21 protein-coding genes are annotated in these 21,385 nt (G+C 69.2%); 14 read left to right on the forward strand and 7 right to left on the reverse strand.

What is annotated here, in order from left to right; all coding sequences use genetic code 11:
- Positions 1-40: 40 nt before the first annotated feature.
- Positions 41-2,239 carry a peptidase domain-containing ABC transporter gene (locus tag ACO2TI_RS13855; protein WP_423285077.1) on the forward strand — a complete coding sequence of 733 codons (2,199 nt, stop codon included), beginning with the start codon at positions 41-43 and terminating at the stop codon, positions 2,237-2,239.
- Positions 2,240-2,359: 120 nt separating this feature from the next.
- Positions 2,360-2,608: a DUF2061 domain-containing protein gene (locus tag ACO2TI_RS13860; protein ID WP_423285078.1), complete on the forward strand. Its 249-nt coding sequence runs from the start codon at positions 2,360-2,362 to the stop codon at positions 2,606-2,608.
- Here the strand turns inward: ACO2TI_RS13860 and ACO2TI_RS13865 are convergent.
- Positions 2,605-3,390: an SDR family oxidoreductase gene (locus ACO2TI_RS13865; RefSeq protein WP_423285412.1), complete on the reverse strand. Its 786-nt coding sequence runs from the start codon at positions 3,388-3,390 to the stop codon at positions 2,605-2,607. The genes ACO2TI_RS13860 and ACO2TI_RS13865 overlap by 4 nt on opposite strands.
- Positions 3,381-3,650, reverse strand: a complete 270-nt coding sequence (locus ACO2TI_RS13870) for a YkgJ family cysteine cluster protein (protein WP_423285080.1) — start codon at positions 3,648-3,650, stop codon at positions 3,381-3,383. The genes ACO2TI_RS13865 and ACO2TI_RS13870 overlap by 10 nt, the downstream gene beginning before the upstream one ends.
- Before the next feature lie 133 nt (positions 3,651-3,783).
- Here ACO2TI_RS13870 and mnmG point away from each other — a divergent pair, with 133 nt between their 5' ends.
- From mnmG to ACO2TI_RS13910, 8 genes are all read left to right on the forward strand, one after another.
- Positions 3,784-5,760, forward strand: a complete 1,977-nt coding sequence (gene mnmG / locus ACO2TI_RS13875; protein WP_423285082.1) for a tRNA uridine-5-carboxymethylaminomethyl(34) synthesis enzyme MnmG — start codon at positions 3,784-3,786, stop codon at positions 5,758-5,760.
- Positions 5,757-6,404 (forward strand): 16S rRNA (guanine(527)-N(7))-methyltransferase RsmG, encoded by a 648-nt coding sequence (gene rsmG, locus ACO2TI_RS13880; RefSeq protein WP_423285084.1) that lies wholly within the window; start codon positions 5,757-5,759, stop codon positions 6,402-6,404. Before mnmG ends, rsmG begins: the two co-directional genes overlap by 4 nt.
- A 22-nt stretch (positions 6,405-6,426) precedes the next feature.
- Positions 6,427-7,038 (forward strand): LysE family translocator, encoded by a 612-nt coding sequence (locus tag ACO2TI_RS13885; RefSeq protein ID WP_423285413.1) that lies wholly within the window; start codon positions 6,427-6,429, stop codon positions 7,036-7,038.
- Between the two features lie 160 nt (positions 7,039-7,198).
- Positions 7,199-7,972, forward strand: a complete 774-nt coding sequence (locus ACO2TI_RS13890) for a ParA family protein (RefSeq protein ID WP_423285086.1) — start codon at positions 7,199-7,201, stop codon at positions 7,970-7,972.
- Positions 7,973-7,977: 5 nt separating this feature from the next.
- Positions 7,978-8,790: a GNAT family N-acetyltransferase gene (locus ACO2TI_RS13895; protein ID WP_423285088.1), complete on the forward strand. Its 813-nt coding sequence runs from the start codon at positions 7,978-7,980 to the stop codon at positions 8,788-8,790.
- On the forward strand, positions 8,787-9,332 hold the full coding sequence (locus ACO2TI_RS13900) for an RBBP9/YdeN family alpha/beta hydrolase (protein ID WP_423285090.1): 546 nt from the start codon (positions 8,787-8,789) through the stop codon (positions 9,330-9,332). Before ACO2TI_RS13895 ends, ACO2TI_RS13900 begins: the two co-directional genes overlap by 4 nt.
- Positions 9,332-10,018 (forward strand): hypothetical protein, encoded by a 687-nt coding sequence (locus ACO2TI_RS13905; protein WP_423285091.1) that lies wholly within the window; start codon positions 9,332-9,334, stop codon positions 10,016-10,018. Before ACO2TI_RS13900 ends, ACO2TI_RS13905 begins: the two co-directional genes overlap by 1 nt.
- Positions 9,978-10,892: a ParB/RepB/Spo0J family partition protein gene (locus tag ACO2TI_RS13910; RefSeq protein WP_423285092.1), complete on the forward strand. Its 915-nt coding sequence runs from the start codon at positions 9,978-9,980 to the stop codon at positions 10,890-10,892. The genes ACO2TI_RS13905 and ACO2TI_RS13910 overlap by 41 nt, the downstream gene beginning before the upstream one ends.
- A gap of 20 nt (positions 10,893-10,912) precedes the next feature.
- On the opposite strand, the gene ACO2TI_RS13915 is transcribed toward ACO2TI_RS13910, so the two are convergent.
- The 3 genes from ACO2TI_RS13915 to ACO2TI_RS13925 all read right to left on the reverse strand — a co-directional run bounded on the left by ACO2TI_RS13915 (position 10,913) and on the right by ACO2TI_RS13925 (position 13,509).
- The gene (locus ACO2TI_RS13915; protein WP_423285094.1) at positions 10,913-12,049 is read right to left on the reverse strand and encodes an HD-GYP domain-containing protein; all 1,137 of its coding nucleotides are present in this window, start codon (positions 12,047-12,049) and stop codon (positions 10,913-10,915) included.
- A gap of 73 nt (positions 12,050-12,122) precedes the next feature.
- A complete protein-coding gene (locus ACO2TI_RS13920; protein ID WP_423285096.1) occupies positions 12,123-12,302 on the reverse strand; it encodes a hypothetical protein in 180 nt (59 codons plus the stop codon).
- A gap of 37 nt (positions 12,303-12,339) precedes the next feature.
- Entirely contained in the window at positions 12,340-13,509 is a 1,170-nt protein-coding gene (locus ACO2TI_RS13925; RefSeq protein WP_423285098.1) for an ABC transporter substrate-binding protein, read from the reverse strand.
- Between the two features lie 529 nt (positions 13,510-14,038).
- Between ACO2TI_RS13925 and ACO2TI_RS13930 the strand changes: the two genes are divergently transcribed.
- Genes ACO2TI_RS13930 through ACO2TI_RS13940 form a run of 3 tightly spaced genes read left to right on the forward strand, consistent with a single transcriptional unit; the run spans position 14,039 to position 18,934 of the window.
- Positions 14,039-15,961, forward strand: a complete 1,923-nt coding sequence (locus ACO2TI_RS13930) for a PrkA family serine protein kinase (protein WP_423285100.1) — start codon at positions 14,039-14,041, stop codon at positions 15,959-15,961.
- A gap of 22 nt (positions 15,962-15,983) precedes the next feature.
- Positions 15,984-17,288, forward strand: a complete 1,305-nt coding sequence (locus ACO2TI_RS13935) for a YeaH/YhbH family protein (RefSeq protein WP_423285102.1) — start codon at positions 15,984-15,986, stop codon at positions 17,286-17,288.
- 32 nt (positions 17,289-17,320) lie between these two features.
- Entirely contained in the window at positions 17,321-18,934 is a 1,614-nt protein-coding gene (locus ACO2TI_RS13940; RefSeq protein ID WP_423285104.1) for a SpoVR family protein, read from the forward strand.
- A gap of 31 nt (positions 18,935-18,965) precedes the next feature.
- On the opposite strand, the gene ACO2TI_RS13945 is transcribed toward ACO2TI_RS13940, so the two are convergent.
- A complete protein-coding gene (locus ACO2TI_RS13945) occupies positions 18,966-20,381 on the reverse strand; it encodes an FAD-binding oxidoreductase (protein WP_423285106.1) in 1,416 nt (471 codons plus the stop codon).
- A 94-nt stretch (positions 20,382-20,475) separates the two neighbouring features.
- Between ACO2TI_RS13945 and ACO2TI_RS13950 the strand changes: the two genes are divergently transcribed.
- On the forward strand, positions 20,476-21,069 hold the full coding sequence (locus ACO2TI_RS13950; RefSeq protein WP_423285108.1) for a cob(I)yrinic acid a,c-diamide adenosyltransferase: 594 nt from the start codon (positions 20,476-20,478) through the stop codon (positions 21,067-21,069).
- Here the strand turns inward: ACO2TI_RS13950 and ACO2TI_RS13955 are convergent.
- Positions 21,063-21,374: a hypothetical protein gene (locus tag ACO2TI_RS13955; RefSeq protein ID WP_423285110.1), complete on the reverse strand. Its 312-nt coding sequence runs from the start codon at positions 21,372-21,374 to the stop codon at positions 21,063-21,065. The two genes, ACO2TI_RS13950 and ACO2TI_RS13955, sit on opposite strands and share 7 nt — an antisense overlap.
- Between the last annotated feature and the right edge of the window lie 11 nt (positions 21,375-21,385).

Here is a 21,385-nt window from a genome sequence, read left to right on the forward strand (position 1 = left end):
TCAGAAAAGTTGCTCAGGGTGAGGTTGTCAAAGGAAGACGATGCTGGATGAACTGCGCTGGGGCCTCGGCCTCGCGCGCTTGCCCATGATCTTGCAGACCGAGGCCGCCGAGTGCGGCCTCGCCTGCCTGGCCATGGTCGCGTCTCAGCACGGTCACCGCATCGACCTTCCAACGCTGCGGCAGCGTTTCTCGGTCTCGCTCAAGGGCATGACGCTGGCCGATCTGGTGCGCATTGCGGGCGAATTGAACCTGCAGTCGCGGCCGCTGCGTGCCGAGCTCACGCACCTTGAGCAGTTGCGCGCGCCGTGCATCCTGCACTGGGACCTGAACCACTTCGTCGTGCTGCGCGAGGTACGGCGCGGCCACGCGGTGATCCACGATCCGGCGCGCGGCGTGCGGCGCCTGCCGTTGGACGAGGTCTCGCGGCATTTCACCGGCATCGCGCTCGAGCTCAGCCCGGCGGCGGAGTTCCGCGCCAGCGAGGACAAGCAGTCGGTGTCGGTCGGGCAGCTGCTCGGCCGCGTGACCGGGCTCAAGCGCGCGCTGGCGCAGATCTTCCTGCTGGCGCTGGCGCTGGAGGCCTTCATGCTGCTCAGTCCGTTCCTGCTGCAGTGGGTCGTCGACGGCGCCCTGGTCAGCGCCGACCGCGAGCTGCTGTTGACGCTGGGGCTTGGTTTCGGCGGGCTGGTCGTGCTGCAGGTGGCAACGGGCGCGCTGCGCTCGTGGGCGGTGCTGTATCTCTCGGCGACGCTGAACCTGCAGTGGCTGGGCAACGTGTTCACGCACCTGCTGCGCCTGCCGGTGGCCTGGTTCGAGAAGCGCCATGCCGGCGACGTGATGTCGCGCTTCGGCGCGGTGCAGAAGATCCAGCAAACCCTGACCACGAGCTTCATCGAGGCCGTGCTCGATGGCCTGCTGGTGGTGGTGACGCTGGCGATGATGGCGTTCTACAGCCTCAAGCTGACCGCGATCGCGGTCGCGGCGGTGGCGGTCTACGCGCTGCTGCGCGCGGCCTTCTTCCAGCCGCTCAAGCACGCCACCGAGGAGCACATCGTTCACGACGCGAAGAAGGCTTCGCACTTCCTCGAGTCGCTGCGAGGCGTGACGGCGATCAAGTTGTTCAACCGCGAGTCCGACCGCCAGGCGCGCTTCATGAACCTGGTCGTCGACACGATGAACGCCGAGCTGGCGACCAAGAAGCTCGAGCTGGCGTTCGGCGTGCTGCACAAGGCCTTGTTCGGCCTGGAGCGGGTGGCCGTGGTGTGGGTCGGCGCCCTGCTGGTGATGGACCAGCGCTTCTCGGTCGGGATGCTGTTCGCGTTCCTGGCCTACAAGGAGCAGTTCGCGACGCGCTTCTCGGCGCTGATCGACAAGGCCGTCGAACTGAAGATGCTGCGCCTGCAGGGTGAGCGCCTGGCCGACATCGTGCTGACCGCGCCCGAGCCCGCCGCGCTGCCCGCGCACCCGGGCGCCTCGAATGCCGCGGCGCCGCTGCGCATCGAGGTCGAGGGCGTGAGCTTCCGCTACGCCGACGGCGAGCCGTGGGTGCTCAAGGACTGCAGCTTCACGATCGAGCCCGGCGAATCGGTCGCGATCGTCGGGCCGTCGGGCGGCGGCAAGACGACGCTGGTCAAGCTGCTCCTCGGCGTGCATGCGCCGAGTTCCGGCGAGGTGCGCGTCGACGGCCGCGACCTGCGCGCCGTGGGCATGCGCGGTTTTCGCGAGCGTGTCGGCACGGTGATGCAAGACGACCTGCTGTTCGCCGGTTCGATCGCCGACAACATCTGCTTCTTCGACCCGCAGCCGGACATGGCCTGGATCGAGACCTGCGCGCAGCGCGCCGCGGTGCACGAGGAGATCGCCGCCTTGCCGATGGGCTATCACACGCTGGTCGGCGATCTGGGCGCGAGCCTGTCGGGCGGGCAGCGACAGCGCATCTTGCTGGCGCGGGCCCTGTACAAGCGTCCGCAGCTGCTGTTCCTCGACGAGGCCACGAGCGCGCTCGACGTCGAGCGCGAGCGCGAGGTCAACGACGCGATCCGCGCCTTGTCGATCACGCGGGTGATCGTGGCCCACCGGCCGGAAACGATCGCCAGCGCCGACCGGCTCATCTCGCTGGAGGCGGGGCGCGTTGTCCAGGACGTGAAGCTGCTGCGCGTCGGTTCCCCGGCGGCCGTGACGTCAGCGCCGGCCGAGCCTGCGAGCGAGCGCTCGTCCTTGCCGCCCGTCTTGCACTGATCGGGCGCTGCGCCCGATCAGGATGAACGCAATCGCGATGATGGAGTGCTTTGATTGCGGCTATCGACTTGGCCGCCTAGTATTGGCAACAGGAATCATTCTCATCTGAAAGGTGTTGCCATGACCAAGACTGCCACCTTCGGCGTCCTGCACCTGGGGACTTCGTTCACCGTCGGCTACCTGCTGACCGGCAGCGTGACGATCGCCGGTGCCATCACCTTCGTCGAGCCGCTCGTCAACACGGTGCTGCATTACTTCTTCGACAAGTACTGGGGTCATCCGGGCGCGATGAACTTGCTGGCCAGGCTGCGTCCGGCGCCCGCGCTGGTGCCGGTGAGGGCGGACGAGGGGCGCCGACGCGCCGGCTAGAAGTGCATCGCGTGGCCGCCGTCGACCACCAGCGTGTGGCCGGTGACGAATGATGCGGCCCCGGACAGCAGGAACACGACCGGACCCCCCAGCTCCTCGGGGCGGCCCCAGCGGCCGAGGCAGGTGCGCTGGCGCAGCCATGCGGCGATGCCTTCGTCGGCCGTCATCGCGGCGTTGACGGGGGTCGCGAAGTAGCCCGGCGCCACCGCATTGACATTGATGCCGCGCGGCCCGAGCTCGGCCGCCAGCGCCTTGGTCAGCGCATCGAGCCCGCCCTTGGCGGCGGTGTAGACCGCGTCGCCGCTGCGCGCGAGCGGCCCGGCGATCGAGGTGATGTTGACGATGCGCCCGCCCGCTGGCGGCATCAGCGCCGCGGCGCGACGCGCGAGTTCGAACGGCGCGACGAGGTTGGCGTCGATCAGCCCGCGCACCTCCTGCAGCGTGAAGGCCTCGAGCGGCCGGCGGTCGCGCTGGCCGACGTTGTTGACCAGGCCGTCGAGGCGCCCATGGCGGCTGCGGATGGTCTCGAACGCACGGTCGAGCGCGGCGGCATCGGTGATGTCGAAGGCGAGCGCCTCGGCTTGCCCGCCCGAGCGACTCGCATCGGCCGCGGCCTGGGCCTGCGCGACGGCGCCTTCGAGGGTCGCAGCGCTGCGTCCGTTGAGCAGCACCCGCGCGCCGGCGGCCGCGGCGGCTTCGGCGCAGGCCAGGCCGAGTCCACGGCCGGCGCCAGTGATCAAGACAATCTGGCCCTGGAGAGAAAAGCGTGCGCTCACAATGATGTGATGTCGGGTTGGGTGCTGCGTTCGAGGTGGCCCAACCAGCGCAGGGCCTGCTCGCGGCTGTCGCCGCACATCTCGCCAGACGGTTGCAGCGACGAACACACGGCCGGCCGTTCGGGCCTACCGAACAGGCGGCAGCGCAGTTGGTCGTCGAGCTGCGCGCACGGCACGCCGGCCGGCTTGCCGTTTGGATGGCCGGGCAGCGGTGTCGAGATCGACGGCGCGATGCAGCAGGCGGCGCAGGCTGGGCGGCAGTTCATGGCCCTCGAGTGTCGCAGGCGAGCGCCCCGGCGCGTGACGGCGGGGCGCTGATTGCCTAAAATTGCGGCACCCAGCGCCCGGCGTCTCGCCGCGGCGCTTTTTGCGCTTTTTTGGTCCGGTGCGGAGCGCTCGATGCTGTTTCCTCAAGAGTTTGACGTGATCGTGGTCGGCGGCGGCCATGCGGGCACCGAGGCCGCGCTGGCAGCCGCCCGCATGGGCTGCGCGACGCTGCTGCTGACGCACAACATCGAGACGCTGGGCCAGATGAGCTGCAACCCGTCGATCGGCGGGATCGGCAAGGGGCACTTGGTCAAGGAGGTCGACGCGCTCGGCGGCGCGATGGCCGCCGCGACCGACGAGGCCGGTATCCAGTTCCGTATCCTCAATTCCAGCAAGGGGCCGGCCGTGCGAGCGACGCGCGCCCAGGCCGACCGGGTGCTCTACAAGGCGGCGATCCGCCGCCGGCTCGAGAACCAGCCGAACCTCACGCTGTTCCAGCAGGCGGTCGACGACCTGATGGTGGAGGGCGACCGGGTGGTCGGCGCCGTCACGCAGGTCGGCATCCGCTTCCGTGCGAAGACGGTGGTGCTGACGGCCGGCACCTTTCTCGACGGCCGGATCCACGTGGGACTGCAGAACCACAGCGGCGGTCGGGCGGGAGATCCGCCGGCGGTCAGCCTCTCGGCGCGGCTCAAGGAGTTGAAGCTGCCGCAAGGCCGGCTCAAGACCGGCACGCCGCCGCGGCTCGACGGCCGCACGATCGACTTCAGCCGCTGCGCCGAGCAGCCCGGCGATCTCGATCCGGTGCCGGTGTTCAGCTTCGTCGGCGACGCGTCCCAGCACCCGCGCCAGGTGCCGTGCTGGATCACGCACACAAACGAGCGCACGCACGAGATCATCCGCTCCGGCTTCGACCGCAGCCCGATGTTCACCGGCGTGATCGAAGGTGTCGGGCCGCGCTACTGCCCGAGCATCGAGGACAAGATCAACCGCTTCGCCGACAAGACGAGCCATCAGATCTTTCTCGAGCCCGAAGGACTGACGACCAACGAGTTCTATCCGAACGGGATCTCCACCTCGCTGCCCTTCGACATCCAGCTCGCCGCGGTGCGCTCGATGCCTGGCCTGGAAAACGCCCACATCCTGCGCCCGGGCTATGCGATCGAGTACGACTACTTCGATCCGCGCGAGCTGCGGTCGAGCTTCGAAACGCGCGCCATCGGCGGGCTGTTCTTCGCCGGCCAGATCAACGGCACGACCGGCTACGAGGAGGCGGCGGCGCAAGGCCTGTATGCCGGCGTCAATGCGGCGCTGCAGGCGCAAGGCCGCGAGCCGTTCGCGCTGGGGCGAGGCGAGGCCTATCTCGGCGTGCTGGTCGACGACCTGATCAGCAAGGGTGTCACCGAGCCCTACCGCATGTTCACCAGCCGGGCCGAGTACCGGCTGCAGCTGCGCGAGGACAACGCCGACCTGCGCCTGACCGAGCGGGGCCGGGCGCTGGGGCTGATCGACGACGCCCGCTGGGCCGCGTTCAACCGAAAGCGCGACGCTGTTTCACGTGAAACCGAGCGACTGAAGTCGACCTGGGTACATCCGGGCATCGTCGCGGCGGCCGACGCCGAGCGTCTGGTCGGCAAGGCGCTCGAGCACGAGTATTCGCTCGTCGAGTTGCTGCGCAGACCGGGCGTCCAGTGGGATGCCGTTGCGGAAATCGTGTCCCTGGCCAAGCCAGACGAAGCTGTTTCACGTGAAACGCTGCGGGCCGAGTGGGGCAAATCGCTGGCCGACGCGGTGATCGAGCAGGTGGAGATCGGCAGCAAGTACGCCGGCTACATCGACAAGCAGAACGAGGAGGTCGAGCGCGCCGCGGCCTACGAGCATCTCAGGTTGCCTGCCGAACTCGACTACGCCCAGGTCACCGCGCTCAGCCACGAGGTGCGCCAGAAGCTGATGCGCCACCGGCCCGAGACGCTGGGTCAGGCCTCGCGCATCTCCGGCATCACGCCGGCGGCGATCTCGCTGCTGCTGGTGCACTTGCGCAAGGGCCGCTTCAAGGGCTTTGCCGCCGACGCAGCCAACGACGCGCCAGCCGGCGACGCCGCCGCATGACCGCCACAGCCACGCTCGACCGCGGCCTCACCGCGCTCGGGCTCGACCTCGATGCCGACCAGCGCCAGCGCCTGCTGCGCCATCTCGAACTGATCTCGCGCTGGAACCGCGTCTACAACCTGACGGCAGTGCGCGAACCGGCGCAGATGCTGACGCAGCACCTGCTCGACAGCCTCGCCGCCGTGCCGCCGCTGTTGGCGCACACCGGGGCCGCGCCGAGTGCGCTGCTCGACGTGGGCAGCGGCGCCGGCTTGCCGGGCGCCGCGATCGCGATTGCGTGCCCGACCATCGAGGTGAGCTGCGTCGATACCGTCGCCAAGAAGGCCAGCTTCATCCGCCAGGTCGCGGCCGAGCTGCCGGTGCCCAACCTGCGTGGCCTGCATGCCCGCGTCGAGTCGCTGCTGCCCAGGCCCTGGCCGGTGATCACCGCGCGTGCCTTTGCGTCGCTGTCCGACCTGGTCGCGCTCACGCGCCCGCTGCTGGCCGATGGCGGCGTCTGGATGGCGATGAAGGGCCGCCGGCCCGACGACGAGATTGCCGCGCTGCCGACCGACGTCGAGGTGCTGCGCGTCGAGCCGCTGACGGTGCCTGGTCTCGACGCCGAACGCTGCCTCGTCTGGATGCGCCCGCGCCCGACTTCCTGAACCACGATCCCCGACCGCCATGCTGCTCGGCATCTCCGACTACGGCGCCTTCTGCGCCGCCGTGCTTGTCTTCCTGGCCTTGCCCGGACCGGGCACCTTTGCGCTGCTGACGGCCACCGGCAAGGGCGGCCTGCGCGCGGGTGCGGCCGCGACGCTGGGTCTGATGGTCGGCGATCAGGTCCTGCTGTGGCTGGCGGTGGCGGGCGTCGCCGCGCTGCTCGCGGCCTACCAGGCGGTGTTTCGCGCGGTGCAGTGGGCCGGCGCCGCCTACCTGGCCTGGATCGGCCTTCGGCTGCTGTTCGCGAAGGAGGGCGCCGCGCCGGTCGTGCGCATGGACGCCGGCCGCTACGCGCGCCAGGCCTTCCTGATCACGCTGCTGAATCCGAAGGCCATCGTGTTCTACATGGCCTTCTTTCCGCTCTTCATCGACCCGGCGCAGCACCAAGGCCTGCCGACCTTCGCGGCGATGGCCGCGACCATCGCGCTGATGACCCTGATCTACTGCCTGAGCCTGAGCGCCTGCGCGAACCTGGTGGCACGCCAGGTGCGTGCTCACCGGCGCGCCGCACGCTGGCTAGAGCGGCTCGCGGGCGTGTTCCTGGTCGGCTTTGGCTTCAGGCTCGCGTCCTCGTGACGCCCTGCCTTGACCACCTCCGGTGCCGACGGAAGAATCCGCCGGCACTGGTTTCCGGGCCCGCCATCCGGGCATGAAATGGCGCGCAAAGCGAGAGCAATCACTCACTTGCGTGTCGCCTGCCACTCGGCATCACTCCACCACCACAAAGCAACGCCCGATGGCGAAGATCTTCTGCATCGCGAACCAGAAAGGCGGCGTCGGCAAGACGACCACCACCGTCAATCTCGCCGCCGGGCTGGCGTTGATCGGCCAGCGCGTGCTGGTGGTTGACCTCGATCCGCAGGGCAACGCGACGATGGGCTCGGGGGTCGACAAGCGCACGCTGCCGCTGAGCGTCTACGACGTGCTGCTTGAAAGCGCGAGCATCGCGGAAGCGCGCGCGCGCGCCGACAAGGCCGGCTACGACGTGCTCGGCGCGAACCGCGAACTGGCGGGCGCCGAGGTCGAGTTGGTCGAGCTCGAGCGGCGCGACAAGCGCCTCAAGGCCGCGCTCGGCGCGGTCGACGCCGACTACGACTTCGTGCTGATCGACTGCCCGCCGTCGCTGTCGATGCTCACGCTCAACGGCCTGACCAGCGCGCACGGCGTTGTCGTGCCGATGCAGTGCGAGTACTTCGCGCTCGAGGGCCTGTCGGACCTCGTCAACACCATCAAGCAGGTGCATGCCAACCTGAACAAGGACCTGCAGATCATCGGCCTGCTGCGTGTGATGTACGACCCGCGCATCACACTGCAGCAGCAGGTGAGCGAACAGCTCAAGGCGCACTTCGCCGACAAGGTGTTCGACACCGTGATCCCGCGCAATGTGCGTCTGGCCGAGGCACCCAGCTACGGGCTGCCGGGCGTGGTGTTCGATCCGGCCTCCAAGGGCGCGCAGGCCTTTGTCGATTTCGCGCGCGAGATGGTCGCGCGCATCGACACCATGCGCTGATTGCCATGCGCATGAACGCCCGCGACGCCGCCCGTGCGGCATCGGACTTCAATCGTGCCTTGCTCGCGCGTGCCGAGGAGGCCGGCCTCAATGCCTCGGCGCCGCCGCAGCAGCGCCTCGTCGGCGGCTGGCTGCTGCGCCTGTCGCCCGGCAAGGCCAAGCGCGCGCGCTGCGCCAACGCGATCGCCGCGTCGGCCCAGCCGCTCGACGCACAGATCGAGCGCGTGCAAGCGGCCTATGCGGCGGCGCAGCTGCCTTGCATCGTGCGCATCACGCCGTTCACGCAGCCACCCTCGCTCGACGCCGAGCTGCATGCCCGCGGCTGGCACCGCTTCGACGACACGCGCGTGATGCTGCTCGAGCGGCTCGACAGCCTTGTAGCGCCGCCGACGGCGCCGGCCGGGTTGCGCGCCGAGGCGCCCGGCAACGGCGGCTACGCCGAGGCCGTCGGGCGCCTGCGCGGCTCGCCGCTGGCGCAGCGTCAGGCGCACGCGGAACGTCTGGCCGCCTCGCCGGTGCCGTACCGCGGCCTGCTGCTCAAGGACGAGGAGGGCACCGTCGTCGCCTGCGCACAGATGGCCATCGAGGATGAGCTCGTTGGTCTCTACGACGTGTTCACCGCGCCCTCGCAGCGCGGTCGCGGCCTCGCGCGCTGGCTGTGCGCCACGCTGCTGGCGCAGGCCCGCTCAGCCGGTGCGCAGACCGCCTACCTGCAAGTCGATGCCGACAACGCCGCGGCCCGCCACGTCTACGCGTCGATGGGCTTTCGCGACGGCTACGCCTACCACTACCGATCGCCGGACCCCAACGTCGAATGAAGCCTCGCATCCTGATCCTGCCCGGTTGGCAGAACAGCGGGCCGGCGCATTGGCAGTCGCGTTGGGAGGCGCTGCACGGCGACGAGCGCGTCGAGCAGGCCGACTGGCAGCGGCCGCTGCGCGGCGACTGGATGGCGCGCCTCGACGCGGTGCTGCGCGACGATGCGCAGGCGCGTCCCGCCGTGCTGGTCGCGCACAGCCTGGGCTGCCATCTGGTGGCGGCGTGGGCCGCGCATTCGCAGCTCGTCGCGCGCGTGCAGGCGGCGTTGCTCGTTGCGCCACCCGATCCCGAGCAGGCCGATTTCCCGCTCGATCTGCACAACTGGCGAGTGCCGCTGCGCCAGCGCCTGCCGTTTCGCGCCACGCTGGTGGCCAGCAGTGACGACAGCTACTGCACGCTCGAGCGCGCCGGTGGCTTCGCGAGCGACTGGGGCGCAAGCCTCGTGCTTGCCGGCGCGCGCGGGCATCTCAACGGCGAGTCGGGACTCGGCGACTGGCCCGAGGGCCGCGCGTTGCTCGAAGCGCTGCTCGACGAGCGCTGATGCCCGAGGCCGTGGGCAGTCGCGCGGACTCGCCATGGCTGCAGCTGCTGCTGCGCTCGCTGGCCTGCGCGGCGCTCAGCGCTGCGGTCTACCGATGGCTGGGCCTGATCCCGTCGCTGAGCACCGCGGTGGTCTGGGGCTTCGCGCTCGCGCGTCCGCTCGCCGAGGCCGGGGCCGATGCAGTGCAGCGCCTGCGCGCGCACGCCTGGCGCGATCTCGAAGGCCACCACCACAGCATCGCCGGCCATCCGGTGCGCGTGATCGAGGAGGGCGGCCATGCTTGGTTGAACCTGCGCGATCTGCGGCGCGCGCTCGAGCTCGATACCGACGGCGAGCCCGAACTCGGCGCGCAGGTCGCGGCGTTTCGCGGCCGCTGGCGCGCGATGGGCCCGCAGCACCAGCCGTTCGTGCGCGCCGATGCGGCGCTCGCGTGGATGGCGTCGCACCCGCGCGGCACGGAGCCTCGCTGGGGCGCGCTGCGCAAGCGCATCGAGCGCGACATCGTGCATCCGGCTGCGCGCCGCGCCGGCCGCGACAGCGCCAGCCCGCTGTCGCGGCACACCGCGCCGCCGCGCCCGGCCACGCCGGCCCCGCCGACCGTGCGCGACGCGCCGGCGCCGCAGGCGCATCGGGGACAATCGACCGATGGTGACCAAGAAACCCAAGGGCCTGGGCCTCGGCCTTGAGGCGCTGCTCGGCCCCAAGGCGAGCGATGCCCCCGCCGCCGCCGCCCGTGACAGCGCACCCGCGACCCTGAAGCTCTCGGCGCTGTCGCCCGGCAAGTACCAGCCGCGCACGCGCATGGACGAAGGCTCGCTCTACGAGCTGGCCGAGAGCATCAAGTCGCAAGGCGTGATGCAGCCGGTGCTGGTGCGACCGATCGGCGATCCCGCCGACGGCCGCTACGAGATCATCGCCGGCGAACGTCGCACGCGTGCGGCCCGGCTCGCCGGCCTCGACGAGGTGCCGGTGCTCGTCAAGGCCGTGCCCGACGAGGCCGCGGCGGTGATGGCGCTGATCGAGAACATCCAGCGCGAGGACCTCAACCCGCTCGAGGAAGCGCACGGCCTCAAGCGCCTGACCGACGAGTTCGGCCTCACGCACGAGCAGGCCGCGCAGGCCGTGGGCCGCTCGCGCTCGGCGGCCAGCAACCTGCTGCGGCTGTTGAACCTGGCCGATCCGGTGCAGCAGATGCTGCTGGCCGGCGACCTCGACATGGGCCATGCGCGCGCGCTGCTGGCGCTCGACCGCGCGCAGCAGATCACCGCCGGCCACGAGATCGCCGCCAAGAAGCTCACCGTGCGCGACGCCGAGAAGCTGGTCGCGCGCCTGACCGCGGGCGGGCGCCAGACCCAGCTGCTCAAGGGCAAGGCCGCCAAGCCGCGCGACCTCACGCGGCTGGAAGAGGAGCTCTCCGACCTGCTGACCGCCACGGTCGAGATCCGCATCAAGAAGCGAAGCCGCCACGGCGAGCAGGGCGAGCTGGCGATCGCCTTCGGCTCGTTCGACGAGCTCAACGGCCTGATCGACCGGCTGCGCGGCGGAACCGAACCGGCCTGAGCGGTCCGGGCCGGCGCCGATCAGGCGTCGGCGACCAGGGCCTCGACGCGATCGAACCAGCCGCGCAACGTCGGCGGCAGCGGCGCTGCACCGAAGCGCCGCTGCAGCTGCTGGGCCAGCATGCGCAGCTGCCAGCTCGCTTCACGCCCGATCAGCACCAGCTCGGCGCGCAGCCGGGCGTCGGGCGCTGCCGCGGCGAGCCAGCCGAGCTGCGCCGCGTCGGCGCCGGCGTCGGCCAGCGATCGCTGCAGGCCGCCCAGGCGGGCATGGAAGTCGTCGAACATGGCCGCGCCGCGCGGCCCCAGGCCGTCGGGCCGCGGTGCATCGTCGAGCGCCGTGTGCAGCGCGCGCAGGCGCTTGAACGGGTCGCTCGCGGCGGCGAAGGCGCTGGCCTCGGCATCGAGCGCTGGCGCGAGCCAGCGGCCGACCGTCTCGACCAGGGTCGGGTCGTAGCGGCCCGGGTTCATGCGCAGCAGCGTCGACAAGCGCAGCTCGGGGTGCTCGCGGCCGCCGCCGAACATCGCGCTGACGACCTCGGTGATCGACAGCACGCGGCCCCAGGCGCTGATCGCGTCGCCGCCCAGGCCGCGCGGGTAGCCGCTGCCGTCGAGCCGTTCGTGGTGCTCGGTGATCGCGCGCACCAGCTCGCGCGGATAGACGTGGTGCGGCTCGAGCAGACGCGCGCTGGCCTGCGGATGGGCGAGCAGCTGCGCTCGCGCCGCGTCGCCCAGGGGCGGCTGCGCCGGGTCGTGCAGCGCGGGGTCGGCGGCGAGCATGGCGAGGTCGTGCAGCACGCCGGCGGCGACCAGCATGCCGACGTCATAGCGCGTAGCGCTCGGCTCGACGGCCAGCCACAGCGCGCCGGCCACCAGGCCGCTTTGGACAGCGTGCTCGTAGGCGTCAGGATAAAGCGCACGCTGCGCCGCCACCTGCGCGGCCACCGGCGCCGGCAACGGCATCGCGGCGAACGCTTCCAGCACCGTCTCGCGCTGGAACCGCGTGGCCAGCATGCGCGCGAAGAAGGGCGTGCCGGCGATCTGGGAGAGCGCATCGGCACGCAACTCGCGCGCGCCGAGCGGCGCGGGCTGCGCGGCGGCCAGGCGCTGGCGCGCGGCGTCGGGCAGCGCGGCAAGGATTTCGTCGGGTACTTCGGACATCGGGTGGGCCCACGGACATCAGGACGGGCCCGCCGAGGTTACGCGCTCGGCGCGGGTGGCGATTCGTGGAGCGTCAGATTGTCGGCATCACGTGGCCGCGCAGCTTCTTCGCGACGCGCACCGACCTGTGCGGGAACAGCGCGCGATCCTGGAACACCGTGTTCACCGGGCGCGCAAAGGGTGCCCAACGGGTGACATCCTGAGCGCCGATCAGCACACGCCCGGCCATGGGTCGCGTGCAGCCGTCGATCATGCGCAGGCAAGGCCCTCGAGCGCGACCGCCGCCGTCGTCAGCGTCCGCCGAGCACGGCGATGAAGTCGGTCACCCAGCGGTGGTAGGGCACGCACCGGTCCTTTTGCGACGCGCACTTGCTGGTGGGCGTCTTCCAGAACGAGATCTTCTCGAAGGCGTCGAAGCCCTGGCGCGAACAGCCGTCGTCGCCGAGCAGCTTGTTGCCCTTGCAGGCGGCCGGCACCGCCGGCACCGAGCCGAACCAGGCCGCCAGGTCGCCTTGCAGCTTGGGGTTCAGCGAGTGCTCCATCCACAGGTAGGCACAGTTCGGGTGCCTGGCCTCGCTGTGCAGCATCGTGGTGTCGGCCCAGCCGGTGGCGCCCTCGACCGGCAGCACGGTGGCGATCGGGCGGTTCTTGCTCTTCAGGACGTTGGCCTGGAACTGCCAGCTGCTGGAGGCCACCACGCCCTCGTTGGTGAAGTCGTCGATCTGCACGAAGGCGTCGTGCCAGTAGCGCCCGACGATCTTGCGCTGGCCGCGCAGCAGCTCCAAGGCGGCCTTGTACTGGGCCTCGTTGAGCTCGTAGGGGTCGACGATGCCCAGCTCGGGCCGGGTCTTGCGCAGGTACAGCGCCGCGTCGGCGATGTAGATCGGCCCGTCGAAGGCCTGGACCCGGCCCTTGTTGCTCCTGCCGTCAGGCAGCGTCTGCTCCAGGAACACCACCTTCCAGCTGGACGGCGGCTGGTCCTTGAAGACCTTGGTGTTGTACATCAGCACGTTCCAGCCCCATTGGTAGGGCGTGCCGTAATGCTGTCCGCCGACGTAGTGCCAAGGCGCCTTCTGCAGCCGCGTGTCGACGTTCCTGAAGCTCGGAATCAGCGCGGTGTTGATCGGCTGCACCCGCTTGCCGGCGATCAGGCGCAGCGAGGCATCGCCGGAGGCGGTGACGAGGTCGACGCCGCCCTCGTTCATCAGCGCGACCATCTCGTCCGACGTGCCGGCGGTCTTGACGCTGACCTGGCAGCCGGTCTGACGCTCGAAGGCGGTGACCCAGTCGAAGCTCTTGTCGGTCTCCCCGCGCTCGATGTAGCCGGGCCAGGCCACGATGTCGACGCGGCCCTCGGGCTTGCCGAGCTTTTGCAGGGGCCCCGCTGCCAGCGCCTGGCCGGCGAAGGCGGCGCCGGCGACCAGGGCCGGCGCCGCATGCATCAGGCGGGGGAAAGCCATGATCCGGTCTCCGTCTTGAACACACCCGCGAGCCGGGGTGCCGCGGCGTGCGCAGACTAAGCTGTGTCCTGATGGCGGCCAAGTGAAATATTGAAGCTGCAGGCGTGCCTGAAACGCGATAACGCGATAGATTGGTGGCAACCCTGAAGCCGCACCGTGCCGGCGCGTGAACCTCGGCCGCCACCGTGCGTTAAGGTCTCAGAACCATCAGGAAGCGTGGGGATGCCGTATCTCGGGGATGTCGGTTGCATGCGAACCCGCTGGCGGTCGCCGGCGAAGGGGGGCATCCTTCTTGCACGGTGTTCGGCGGATGACGCACCGCGCCATTCGAGGTATCGACGGAATTGCCCGGTGTCGACCGGCGTTATGAAGGCAACGCGCCGCCCGGCATCGACGAAGGTAGAGGTGACACGAACTCGGAACCCCTGTTTCGATCAGTTCGGGTAAAGATGATCCACAGGCAGCGCCGCACCCGGCATCAGGTGCCCCGTGGCGACGCCGCCTCCGCAAGCGGTCTAGGAGGACTGGCATGGATGTGATCAGCAGCTTCACCGCGCGCTACGAGCGCAACCGTGAAGAGGAACTCAGCCTCGAGGAGTACCTCGACATCTGCAAGCGCGACCCTCTGGCCTACGCCACCGCGGCCGAGCGCATGCTGCAGGCGATCGGCGAGCCCGAGCTGGTGGACACGCGCAACGATCCTCGCCTGTCGCGGCTGTTCGCGAACAAGGTCATCAAGCGCTACCCCGCCTTCGCCGAGTTCTACGGCATGGAAGACTCGATCGAGCAGGTGGTCTCCTACTTCCGCCACGCCGCGCAGGGCCTGGAGGAAAAGAAGCAGATCCTCTACCTGCTGGGTCCGGTGGGCGGCGGCAAGAGCTCGATCGCCGAGCGGCTCAAGCAGCTGATGGAGCACGTGCCGTTCTACGCGCTCAAGGGCTCGCCGGTGAACGAGTCGCCGCTGGGGCTGTTCAACGCCGACGAGGACGGCCCCATCCTCGAGAAGGAGTACGGCATTCCGCGCCGCTACCTGCAGCGCATCCTGTCGCCGTGGGCGGTGAAGCGGCTCGAGGAGTACGGCGGCGACATCCGCAAGTTCCGCGTCGTCAAGCGCCACCCGTCGGTGCTCAAGCAGATCGCGGTCAGCAAGACCGAGCCGGGCGACGAGAACAACCAGGACATCAGCTCCCTGGTCGGCAAGGTCGACATCCGCAAGCTCGAGAGCTACGCGCAGGATGACCCGGACGCCTACAGCTACTCCGGCGGCCTGTGCCTGGCCAACCAGGGCCTGCTCGAGTTCGTCGAGATGTTCAAGGCGCCGATCAAGGTGCTGCACCCGCTGCTCACGGCCACCCAGGAAGGCAACTTCAAGGGCACCGAGGGCTTCGGCGCGATCCCGTTCGACGGCGTCGTGCTGGCGCACTCGAACGAGAGCGAGTGGAAGGCGTTTCGCAACAACAAGAACAACGAGGCTTTCCTCGACCGCATCTACATCGTCAAGGTGCCGTACTGCCTGCGCGTCAGCGAAGAGATCAAGATCTACGACAAGCTGATCCGCGGCTCGTCGCTGGCCGAGGCCACCTGCGCGCCCGGCACGCTGAAGATGATGGCGCAGTTCGCGGTGCTCACGCGGCTCAAGGAGCCAGAGAACTCGTCGCTGTACTCCAAGATGCTGGTCTATGACGGCGAGAACCTCAAGGACACCGACCCGCGCGCCAAGAGCTACCAGGAGTACCGCGACTACGCCGGCGTCGACGAGGGCATGAGCGGCATCTCGACGCGCTTCGCGTTCAAGATCCTGTCCAAGGTCTTCAACTTCGACTCCTCCGAGGTCGCCGCCAACCCGGTGCACCTGATGTACGTGCTCGAGCAGCAGATCGAGCGCGAGCAGTTCCCGGCCGAGCAGGAGCAGAAGTACATCGGGTACGTGAAGGAGCTGCTGGCGCCGCGCTATGCGGAGTTCATCGGCAAGGAGATCCAGACCGCCTACCTCGAGAGCTACAGCGAGTACGGCCAGAACATCTTCGACCGCTACGTCACCTACGCCGACTACTGGATCCAGGACCAGGAGTACCGCGACACCGACACCGGCGAGGTGTTCGACCGCCAGGCGCTCAACGCCGAGCTCGAGAAGATCGAGAAGCCCGCCGGCATCGCGAACCCGAAGGACTTCCGCAACGAGATCGTCAACTTCGTGCTGCGCGCGCGCGCCAACAACGCCGGCAAGAACCCGCTGTGGACGAGCTACGAGAAGCTGCGCACCGTGATCGAGAAGAAGATGTTCTCGAACACCGAGGAGCTGCTGCCGGTGATCAGCTTCAACGCCAAGGCCAGCGCCGACGAGGCCAAGAAGCACGAGAACTTCGTGCAGCGCATGGTCGACAAGGGCTACACCTCCAAGCAGGTGCGGCTGCTGTGCGAGTGGTATCTGCGCGTGAGGAAGAGCAGCTGAGCGCTCACTGAAAAGGCACCCCATGGGTCTGCAGCAGATCATCGATCGCCGGTTGCAGGGCAAGAACAAGTCCGTCGGCAACCGCGAGCGCTTCCTGCGCCGCTACAAGGGGCAGATCCGCGAAGCCGTGCGCAAGGCGGTCAGCGACCGCGGCATCCGCGACATCGAGCGCGGCGAGGACATCACGCTGCCCAAGCGCGACGTCTCCGAGCCCGTGTTCCACCACGGCCAGGGCGGCACGCGCGAGCTGGTGCATCCGGGCAACCGCGAGTACGTCGCGGGAGACCGCATCCAGCGCCCCGACGGCGGCGGCGGGCAAGGCCGCGGTGGCGGGCAGGCCAGCGACTCCGGCGAAGGCGAGGACGACTTCGTCTTCCACCTCAGCAAGGAAGAGTTCATGGAGGTCTTCTTCGAAGACCTCGCCTTGCCCAACATGGTGAAGACGCAGCTCGCGGAAGTGCCCGAGTGGAAGAGCCAGCGCGCCGGCTTCACCAGCGACGGCACGCCCAACAACCTGCACGTGGTGCGCTCGATGCGCGGTGCGATCGGGCGGCGCATCGCGATCGGCGCCGACGCGCGACGCGAGCTGCGGCACCTGGAGACGCAGCTCGCGCACCTGCTGTCGCACCCGCATGCCGACAACGACGCCGGCCGCGAGATGCGCAAGAAGGAGATCAAGGAGCTCGAAGCGCGCATCGTCGTGCTGCGCGACCGCATCCGCCGCATTCCCTACCTCGACCCGATCGACCTGCGCTACCGCAGCCGCATCCGGGTGCCGGTGCCGACCACCAAGGCGGTGATGTTCTGCCTGATGGACGTGTCGGGCTCGATGGACGAGGCGCGCAAGGACCTCGCCAAGCGCTTCTACATCCTGCTGTACCTGTTCCTGACCCGGCACTACGACAAGATCGACCTGGTCTTCATCCGTCACCACACGCAGGCGCAAGAGGTCGACGAGCACGAGTTCTTCCACGCCACCGAGACGGGCGGCACCGTGGTTTCCAGCGCGCTGGTGCTGATGAAGGAAATCATCGACGCGCGCTACCCGAGCAGCGAGTGGAACATCTACGCCGCGCAGGCCAGTGACGGCGACAACTGGCACCACGACAGCGGCCGCTGCCGCGAGCTGGTGTCCGAGCAGCTGCTGCCGCTGGTGCGCTACTTTGCTTACGTACAGGTGGCCGAGCCCGAGCAGAACCTGTGGGAGGAGTACGCGCAGATCGCCGAGTCGACTCCCCACTTCGCGATGCGCAAGGTGCTGGAGCCTTCGCAGATCTATCCGGTCTTCCGGGATCTCTTCAAGAAAGAGGGCGTGGCCGCCGAGTAGGGCGCCGCACGCCGCCAACCGAGAGGCGAGACATGGCCCGCAAGCACGAGATCGCCGCCGACCCGACGCCCGACCTGTTCGACGGTCTCGACGCCGGGGCGCCGGGACGCGTGCGCCGCGCCAGCGAGATCGAGCCGGTGCCGCGCGCCAGCCAGCCGCTCACGCCGTCGAGCGACTGGAGCTTCGAGCTGATCGAGGAGTACCACGCAGCGATCCGCGCGACCGCCAAGCGCTTCGGGCTGGACACCTACCCGAACCAGCTCGAGATCATCACCGCCGAGCAGATGATGGATGCCTACTCCTCGGTGGGCATGCCGGTGAACTACCGCCACTGGAGCTTCGGCAAGGAGTTCATCTCCACCGAGAAGAGCTACAAGCGCGGCCACATGGGCCTGGCCTACGAGATCGTCATCAACTCGAACCCCTGCATCGCCTACCTGATGGAGGAGAACACGATGGCGATGCAGGCGCTGGTGATCGCTCATGCCGCCTACGGCCACAACAGCTTCTTCAAGGGCAACTACCTGTTCCGCATGTGGACCGACGCGTCGTCGATCATCGACTACCTGGTCTACGCGAAGAACTACATCACCGAGTGCGAGGAGCGCCACGGGCTCGACACCGTCGAGGACCTGCTCGACTCCTGCCACGCGCTGATGAACCACGGCGTCGACCGCTATCGCCGGCCCAGCAAGCTGAGCCTGGCGCAGGAGCGCGCGCTGCGAGAGGAGCGCGAGGCCTACGCGCAGCGCCAGGTCAACGACCTGTGGCGCACGCTGCCGCGCAAGGCCGAGAAGGCGCAGGAGGCCTCGACGGCGCGCTTTCCGAGCGAGCCGCAGGAGAACCTGCTGTACTTCATCGAGAAGAACGCGCCGCTGCTCGAGCCCTGGCAGCGCGAGATCGTGCGCATCGTGCGCAAGGTGGCGCAGTACTTCTATCCGCAGCGCCAGACCCAGGTGATGAACGAAGGCTGGGCCACGTTCTGGCACCACAAGCTGCTCAACACGCTCTACGACGACGGCCTGCTGTCCGACGGCATGATGGTCGAGTGGCTGAAGTCGCACACCAACGTGATCTACCAGCCGCCGGTGGGCCACCCGGCGTACAGCGGCATCAATCCCTATGCGCTGGGATTCGCGATGTACACGGACATCAAGCGCATCTGCGAGCAGCCGACCGACGAGGACCGCCACTGGTTCCCGGAGATCGCCGGGCGCGACTGGCTCGAGACGCTCGACCACGCGATGCGCAACTTCAAGGACGAGAGCTTCGTCGGCCAGTACCTGAGTCCGCGGCTGATGCGCGAGTTCCGGCTGTTTGCGATCAAGGACGACGAGCACGAAAGCGAGCTCGAGGTCAGCGCGATCCACGACGAGTCCGGCTACCGTCGCCTGCGCGAGGCGCTGTCGCACCAATACGACCTGGGCACGCGCGAGCCCAACATCCAGGTGTGGAACGTCAACCTGCGCGGCGACCGCTCGCTGACGCTGCGCCACCTGCAGCACAACGACCGCCCGCTGGGTGATTCGACGGCCGAGGTGCTCAAGCACGTCGCGCGGCTGTGGGGCTTTGACGCCCATCTGGAGAGCATCGACGGCCGCGGCGAGGTCACCAAGCGCTGGACCGTGCCGGGGCCTAAGCACTGACCACGCAAGCCGGCGCCGCGCCGGCTTGCGCTCAAAGCTCGAAGATCTTCCCTGGGTTCATCACGTTCTTCGGGTCGAGCGCGCGCTTGACCGAGCGCATCATCTCGACCGCGCCGGCACCGGTCTCGTCGAGCAGGAAGCCCATCTTGTGCAGGCCGATGCCGTGCTCGCCGGTGCAGGTGCCTTCCATGCGAAGCGCGCGCGCCACCAGCTGTTCGCTCAGGCGCTCGGCCGTCGCACGCTCGGCGGGCTCGGCCGGGTCGATCAGGTAGGCGACGTGGAAATTGCCGTCGCCAACGTGGCCGACGATGAAATACGGCAGGCCGCTGGCATCGACTTCGGCGACCGTCTCGTCGATGCAATCGGCCAGGCGCGAGATCGGCACGCAGGTGTCGGTGGTCACCGCGCGGCAGCCGGGTCGCATCTGCAATCCCGAGAGGTAGGCGTGGTGGCGCGCGGTCCACAGGCGCGTGCGCTCCTCGGGCGTCGTGGCCCATTGGAAGTCGGCCCCGCCGTGCTCGCGCGCGAGGTCTTGCACCGTCTCGGCCTGCTCGCGCACGCTCGCTTCGCTGCCGTGGAACTCCATCAGCAGCATCGGTGCCTCGCGCAGGCCGAGCTTGTCGTGCGCATTGACGGCCCGGATCGCGTTGGCGTCGAGCAGCTCGCAGCGCGCGATCGGCACGCCGAGCTGGATGATCTCGATCGTCGTGCGCACCGCGGCGTCGATGCTCGGGAACGAGCAGATCGCCGCCGACACTGCCTCCGGCAGCGGATACAGGCGCAGCGTGATCTCGGTCATCACGCCCAACGTGCCCTCGCTGCCGACGAACAGGCGCGTGAGGTCGTAGCCCGCGCTCGACTTGCGCGCGCGCGTGCCCGTGTGGATCACTTCGCCGGACGCGGTGACCACGGTCAGGCCCAGCACGTTCTCGCGCATCGTGCCGTAGCGGACCGCGTTCGTGCCGCTGGCGCGCGTCGCGCTCATGCCGCCGATCGTCGCGTCGGCGCCGGGATCGATCGGGAAGAACAGGCCGGTGTCCTTGATCTCGCGGTTGAGCTGCATGCGCGTCACGCCGGCCTGCACGGTGACGGTGAGGTCCTCGGCGTTGATGCGCAGGATGCGATTCATGCGCGAGAGGTCGATCGACACGCCGCCTTGCACGGCCAGCAGGTGACCTTCGAGCGAGGAGCCGGCGCCAAAGGGAATGACCGGCACTTCGTGCTCGTTCGCCAGCGTGACTGTCGCGGCCACGTCCTCCGTGCTCTCGCACCAGACCACGACCTCGGGCGGCGGCACGTCGAACGGCGACTCGTCGCGGCCGTGCTGCTCGCGCACCGCCTGCGCGGTGGAGCAGCGCTCGCCGAAGCGCGCACGCAGCGCCTCGATCATCGCGGCCGGCAGCGGTCGTGGCTTCAAGGTCGGCATCAGCTCGTGCGGAGCGTTCATCGCGGTCTCCTCGCGTCGTTGGGGTCATTGTAGGAATCGGCGCCGACGCGGCGCCTCACAATGCACGCTGGCAACGCGGAGATGGCAGACCACCATGGGCCACCGACTCACCCAGATTTCCACCCGCACCGGCGACGACGGCACGACCGGCCTCGGCGACGGCACGCGCGTACCCAAGGATCACCTGCGCATCCAGGCCATGGGCGACGTCGACGAGCTCAACTCGATGATCGGCCTGCTGCTGGCCGAGCCGCTGCCCGACGGCGTGCGCCGGCTGCTGGTCGACATCCAGCACGAGCTGTTCAACCTCGGCGGCGAGCTGTCGATCCCCGGCTACACGCTGCTGGCCGACGATGCGGTTGCCGCGCTCGATGCGGCGCTGGCCGAACACAACGCGACGCTGCCGCGGCTGCAGGAGTTCATCCTGCCGGCCGGCACGCGCAGCGCGGCGATCGCCCACGTGGGCCGCACGATCGCGCGGCGCGCCGAGCGGGCCGTGGTGGCGCTCGACCACACCGAGCCGGGCGCGGTGCGCGCGGCACCGCGGCAGTACCTGAACCGGCTGTCGGACCTGCTGTTCGTGCTCGCGCGCGTGCTCAACCGCGCCAATCTCGACGGCCTGGGCGGCGACGACGTCTACTGGAAGAGCCCGAAGCTGCGCGGCCAGGCCGGTCAGGCCGATCAATAGGAGACGCTGAGCGCCTCCACGTCGATGCGCACGCGCGGCTTGCCCAACGCGGCGCTGGCCGCGCGCGCGTAGTCGCGCGCCCAGGTCGCGTCCTCGAACTGCAGCGAGCCGACGGCGACCGGAATCGCCAGCAGCTTGTCGGCGATCAGCACCTTGCCGGTGGGCTTGAGCGGCGTGCACTCGTGCTGGACGAACTGCTCGTCGAGCCAGCGGCGCGCCGCGTCGGACGACATCGGCTCACTGCCGTCCAGGGGCAGCGCGATCTCCTGCTCGGGACCGAAACGGACGACGACCTCGCTGCGCATGACGAAACCTC

This window comes from Caldimonas sp. KR1-144, assembly GCF_049446155.1.
Taxonomy (GTDB): Bacteria; Pseudomonadota; Gammaproteobacteria; order Burkholderiales; family Burkholderiaceae_C; genus Rivibacter.

What these genes read in the sequence shown, in the direction of transcription:
- mnmG (WP_423285082.1), top strand. Translation starts at nt 3,784, where the DNA reads ATGCTGTTTCCTCAAGAGTTTGACGTGATCGTGGTCGGCGGCGGCCAT.
- ACO2TI_RS13855 (WP_423285077.1), top strand. Translation starts at nt 41, where the DNA reads ATGCTGGATGAACTGCGCTGGGGCCTCGGCCTCGCGCGCTTGCCCATG.
- ACO2TI_RS13910 (WP_423285092.1), top strand. Translation starts at nt 9,978, where the DNA reads ATGGTGACCAAGAAACCCAAGGGCCTGGGCCTCGGCCTTGAGGCGCTG.
- ACO2TI_RS13930 (WP_423285100.1), top strand. Translation starts at nt 14,039, where the DNA reads ATGGATGTGATCAGCAGCTTCACCGCGCGCTACGAGCGCAACCGTGAA.
- ACO2TI_RS13935 (WP_423285102.1), top strand. Translation starts at nt 15,984, where the DNA reads ATGGGTCTGCAGCAGATCATCGATCGCCGGTTGCAGGGCAAGAACAAG.
- ACO2TI_RS13920 (WP_423285096.1), bottom strand. Translation starts at nt 12,302, where the DNA reads ATGATCGACGGCTGCACGCGACCCATGGCCGGGCGTGTGCTGATCGGC.
- ACO2TI_RS13955 (WP_423285110.1), bottom strand. Translation starts at nt 21,374, where the DNA reads ATGCGCAGCGAGGTCGTCGTCCGTTTCGGTCCCGAGCAGGAGATCGCG.
- ACO2TI_RS13950 (WP_423285108.1), top strand. Translation starts at nt 20,476, where the DNA reads ATGGGCCACCGACTCACCCAGATTTCCACCCGCACCGGCGACGACGGC.
- ACO2TI_RS13940 (WP_423285104.1), top strand. Translation starts at nt 17,321, where the DNA reads ATGGCCCGCAAGCACGAGATCGCCGCCGACCCGACGCCCGACCTGTTC.
- ACO2TI_RS13945 (WP_423285106.1), bottom strand. Translation starts at nt 20,381, where the DNA reads ATGAACGCTCCGCACGAGCTGATGCCGACCTTGAAGCCACGACCGCTG.
- rsmG (WP_423285084.1), top strand. Translation starts at nt 5,757, where the DNA reads ATGACCGCCACAGCCACGCTCGACCGCGGCCTCACCGCGCTCGGGCTC.
- ACO2TI_RS13870 (WP_423285080.1), bottom strand. Translation starts at nt 3,650, where the DNA reads ATGAACTGCCGCCCAGCCTGCGCCGCCTGCTGCATCGCGCCGTCGATC.
- ACO2TI_RS13905 (WP_423285091.1), top strand. Translation starts at nt 9,332, where the DNA reads ATGCCCGAGGCCGTGGGCAGTCGCGCGGACTCGCCATGGCTGCAGCTG.
- ACO2TI_RS13915 (WP_423285094.1), bottom strand. Translation starts at nt 12,049, where the DNA reads ATGTCCGAAGTACCCGACGAAATCCTTGCCGCGCTGCCCGACGCCGCG.
- ACO2TI_RS13900 (WP_423285090.1), top strand. Translation starts at nt 8,787, where the DNA reads ATGAAGCCTCGCATCCTGATCCTGCCCGGTTGGCAGAACAGCGGGCCG.
- ACO2TI_RS13860 (WP_423285078.1), top strand. Translation starts at nt 2,360, where the DNA reads ATGACCAAGACTGCCACCTTCGGCGTCCTGCACCTGGGGACTTCGTTC.
- ACO2TI_RS13890 (WP_423285086.1), top strand. Translation starts at nt 7,199, where the DNA reads ATGGCGAAGATCTTCTGCATCGCGAACCAGAAAGGCGGCGTCGGCAAG.
- ACO2TI_RS13925 (WP_423285098.1), bottom strand. Translation starts at nt 13,509, where the DNA reads ATGGCTTTCCCCCGCCTGATGCATGCGGCGCCGGCCCTGGTCGCCGGC.
- ACO2TI_RS13895 (WP_423285088.1), top strand. Translation starts at nt 7,978, where the DNA reads ATGCGCATGAACGCCCGCGACGCCGCCCGTGCGGCATCGGACTTCAAT.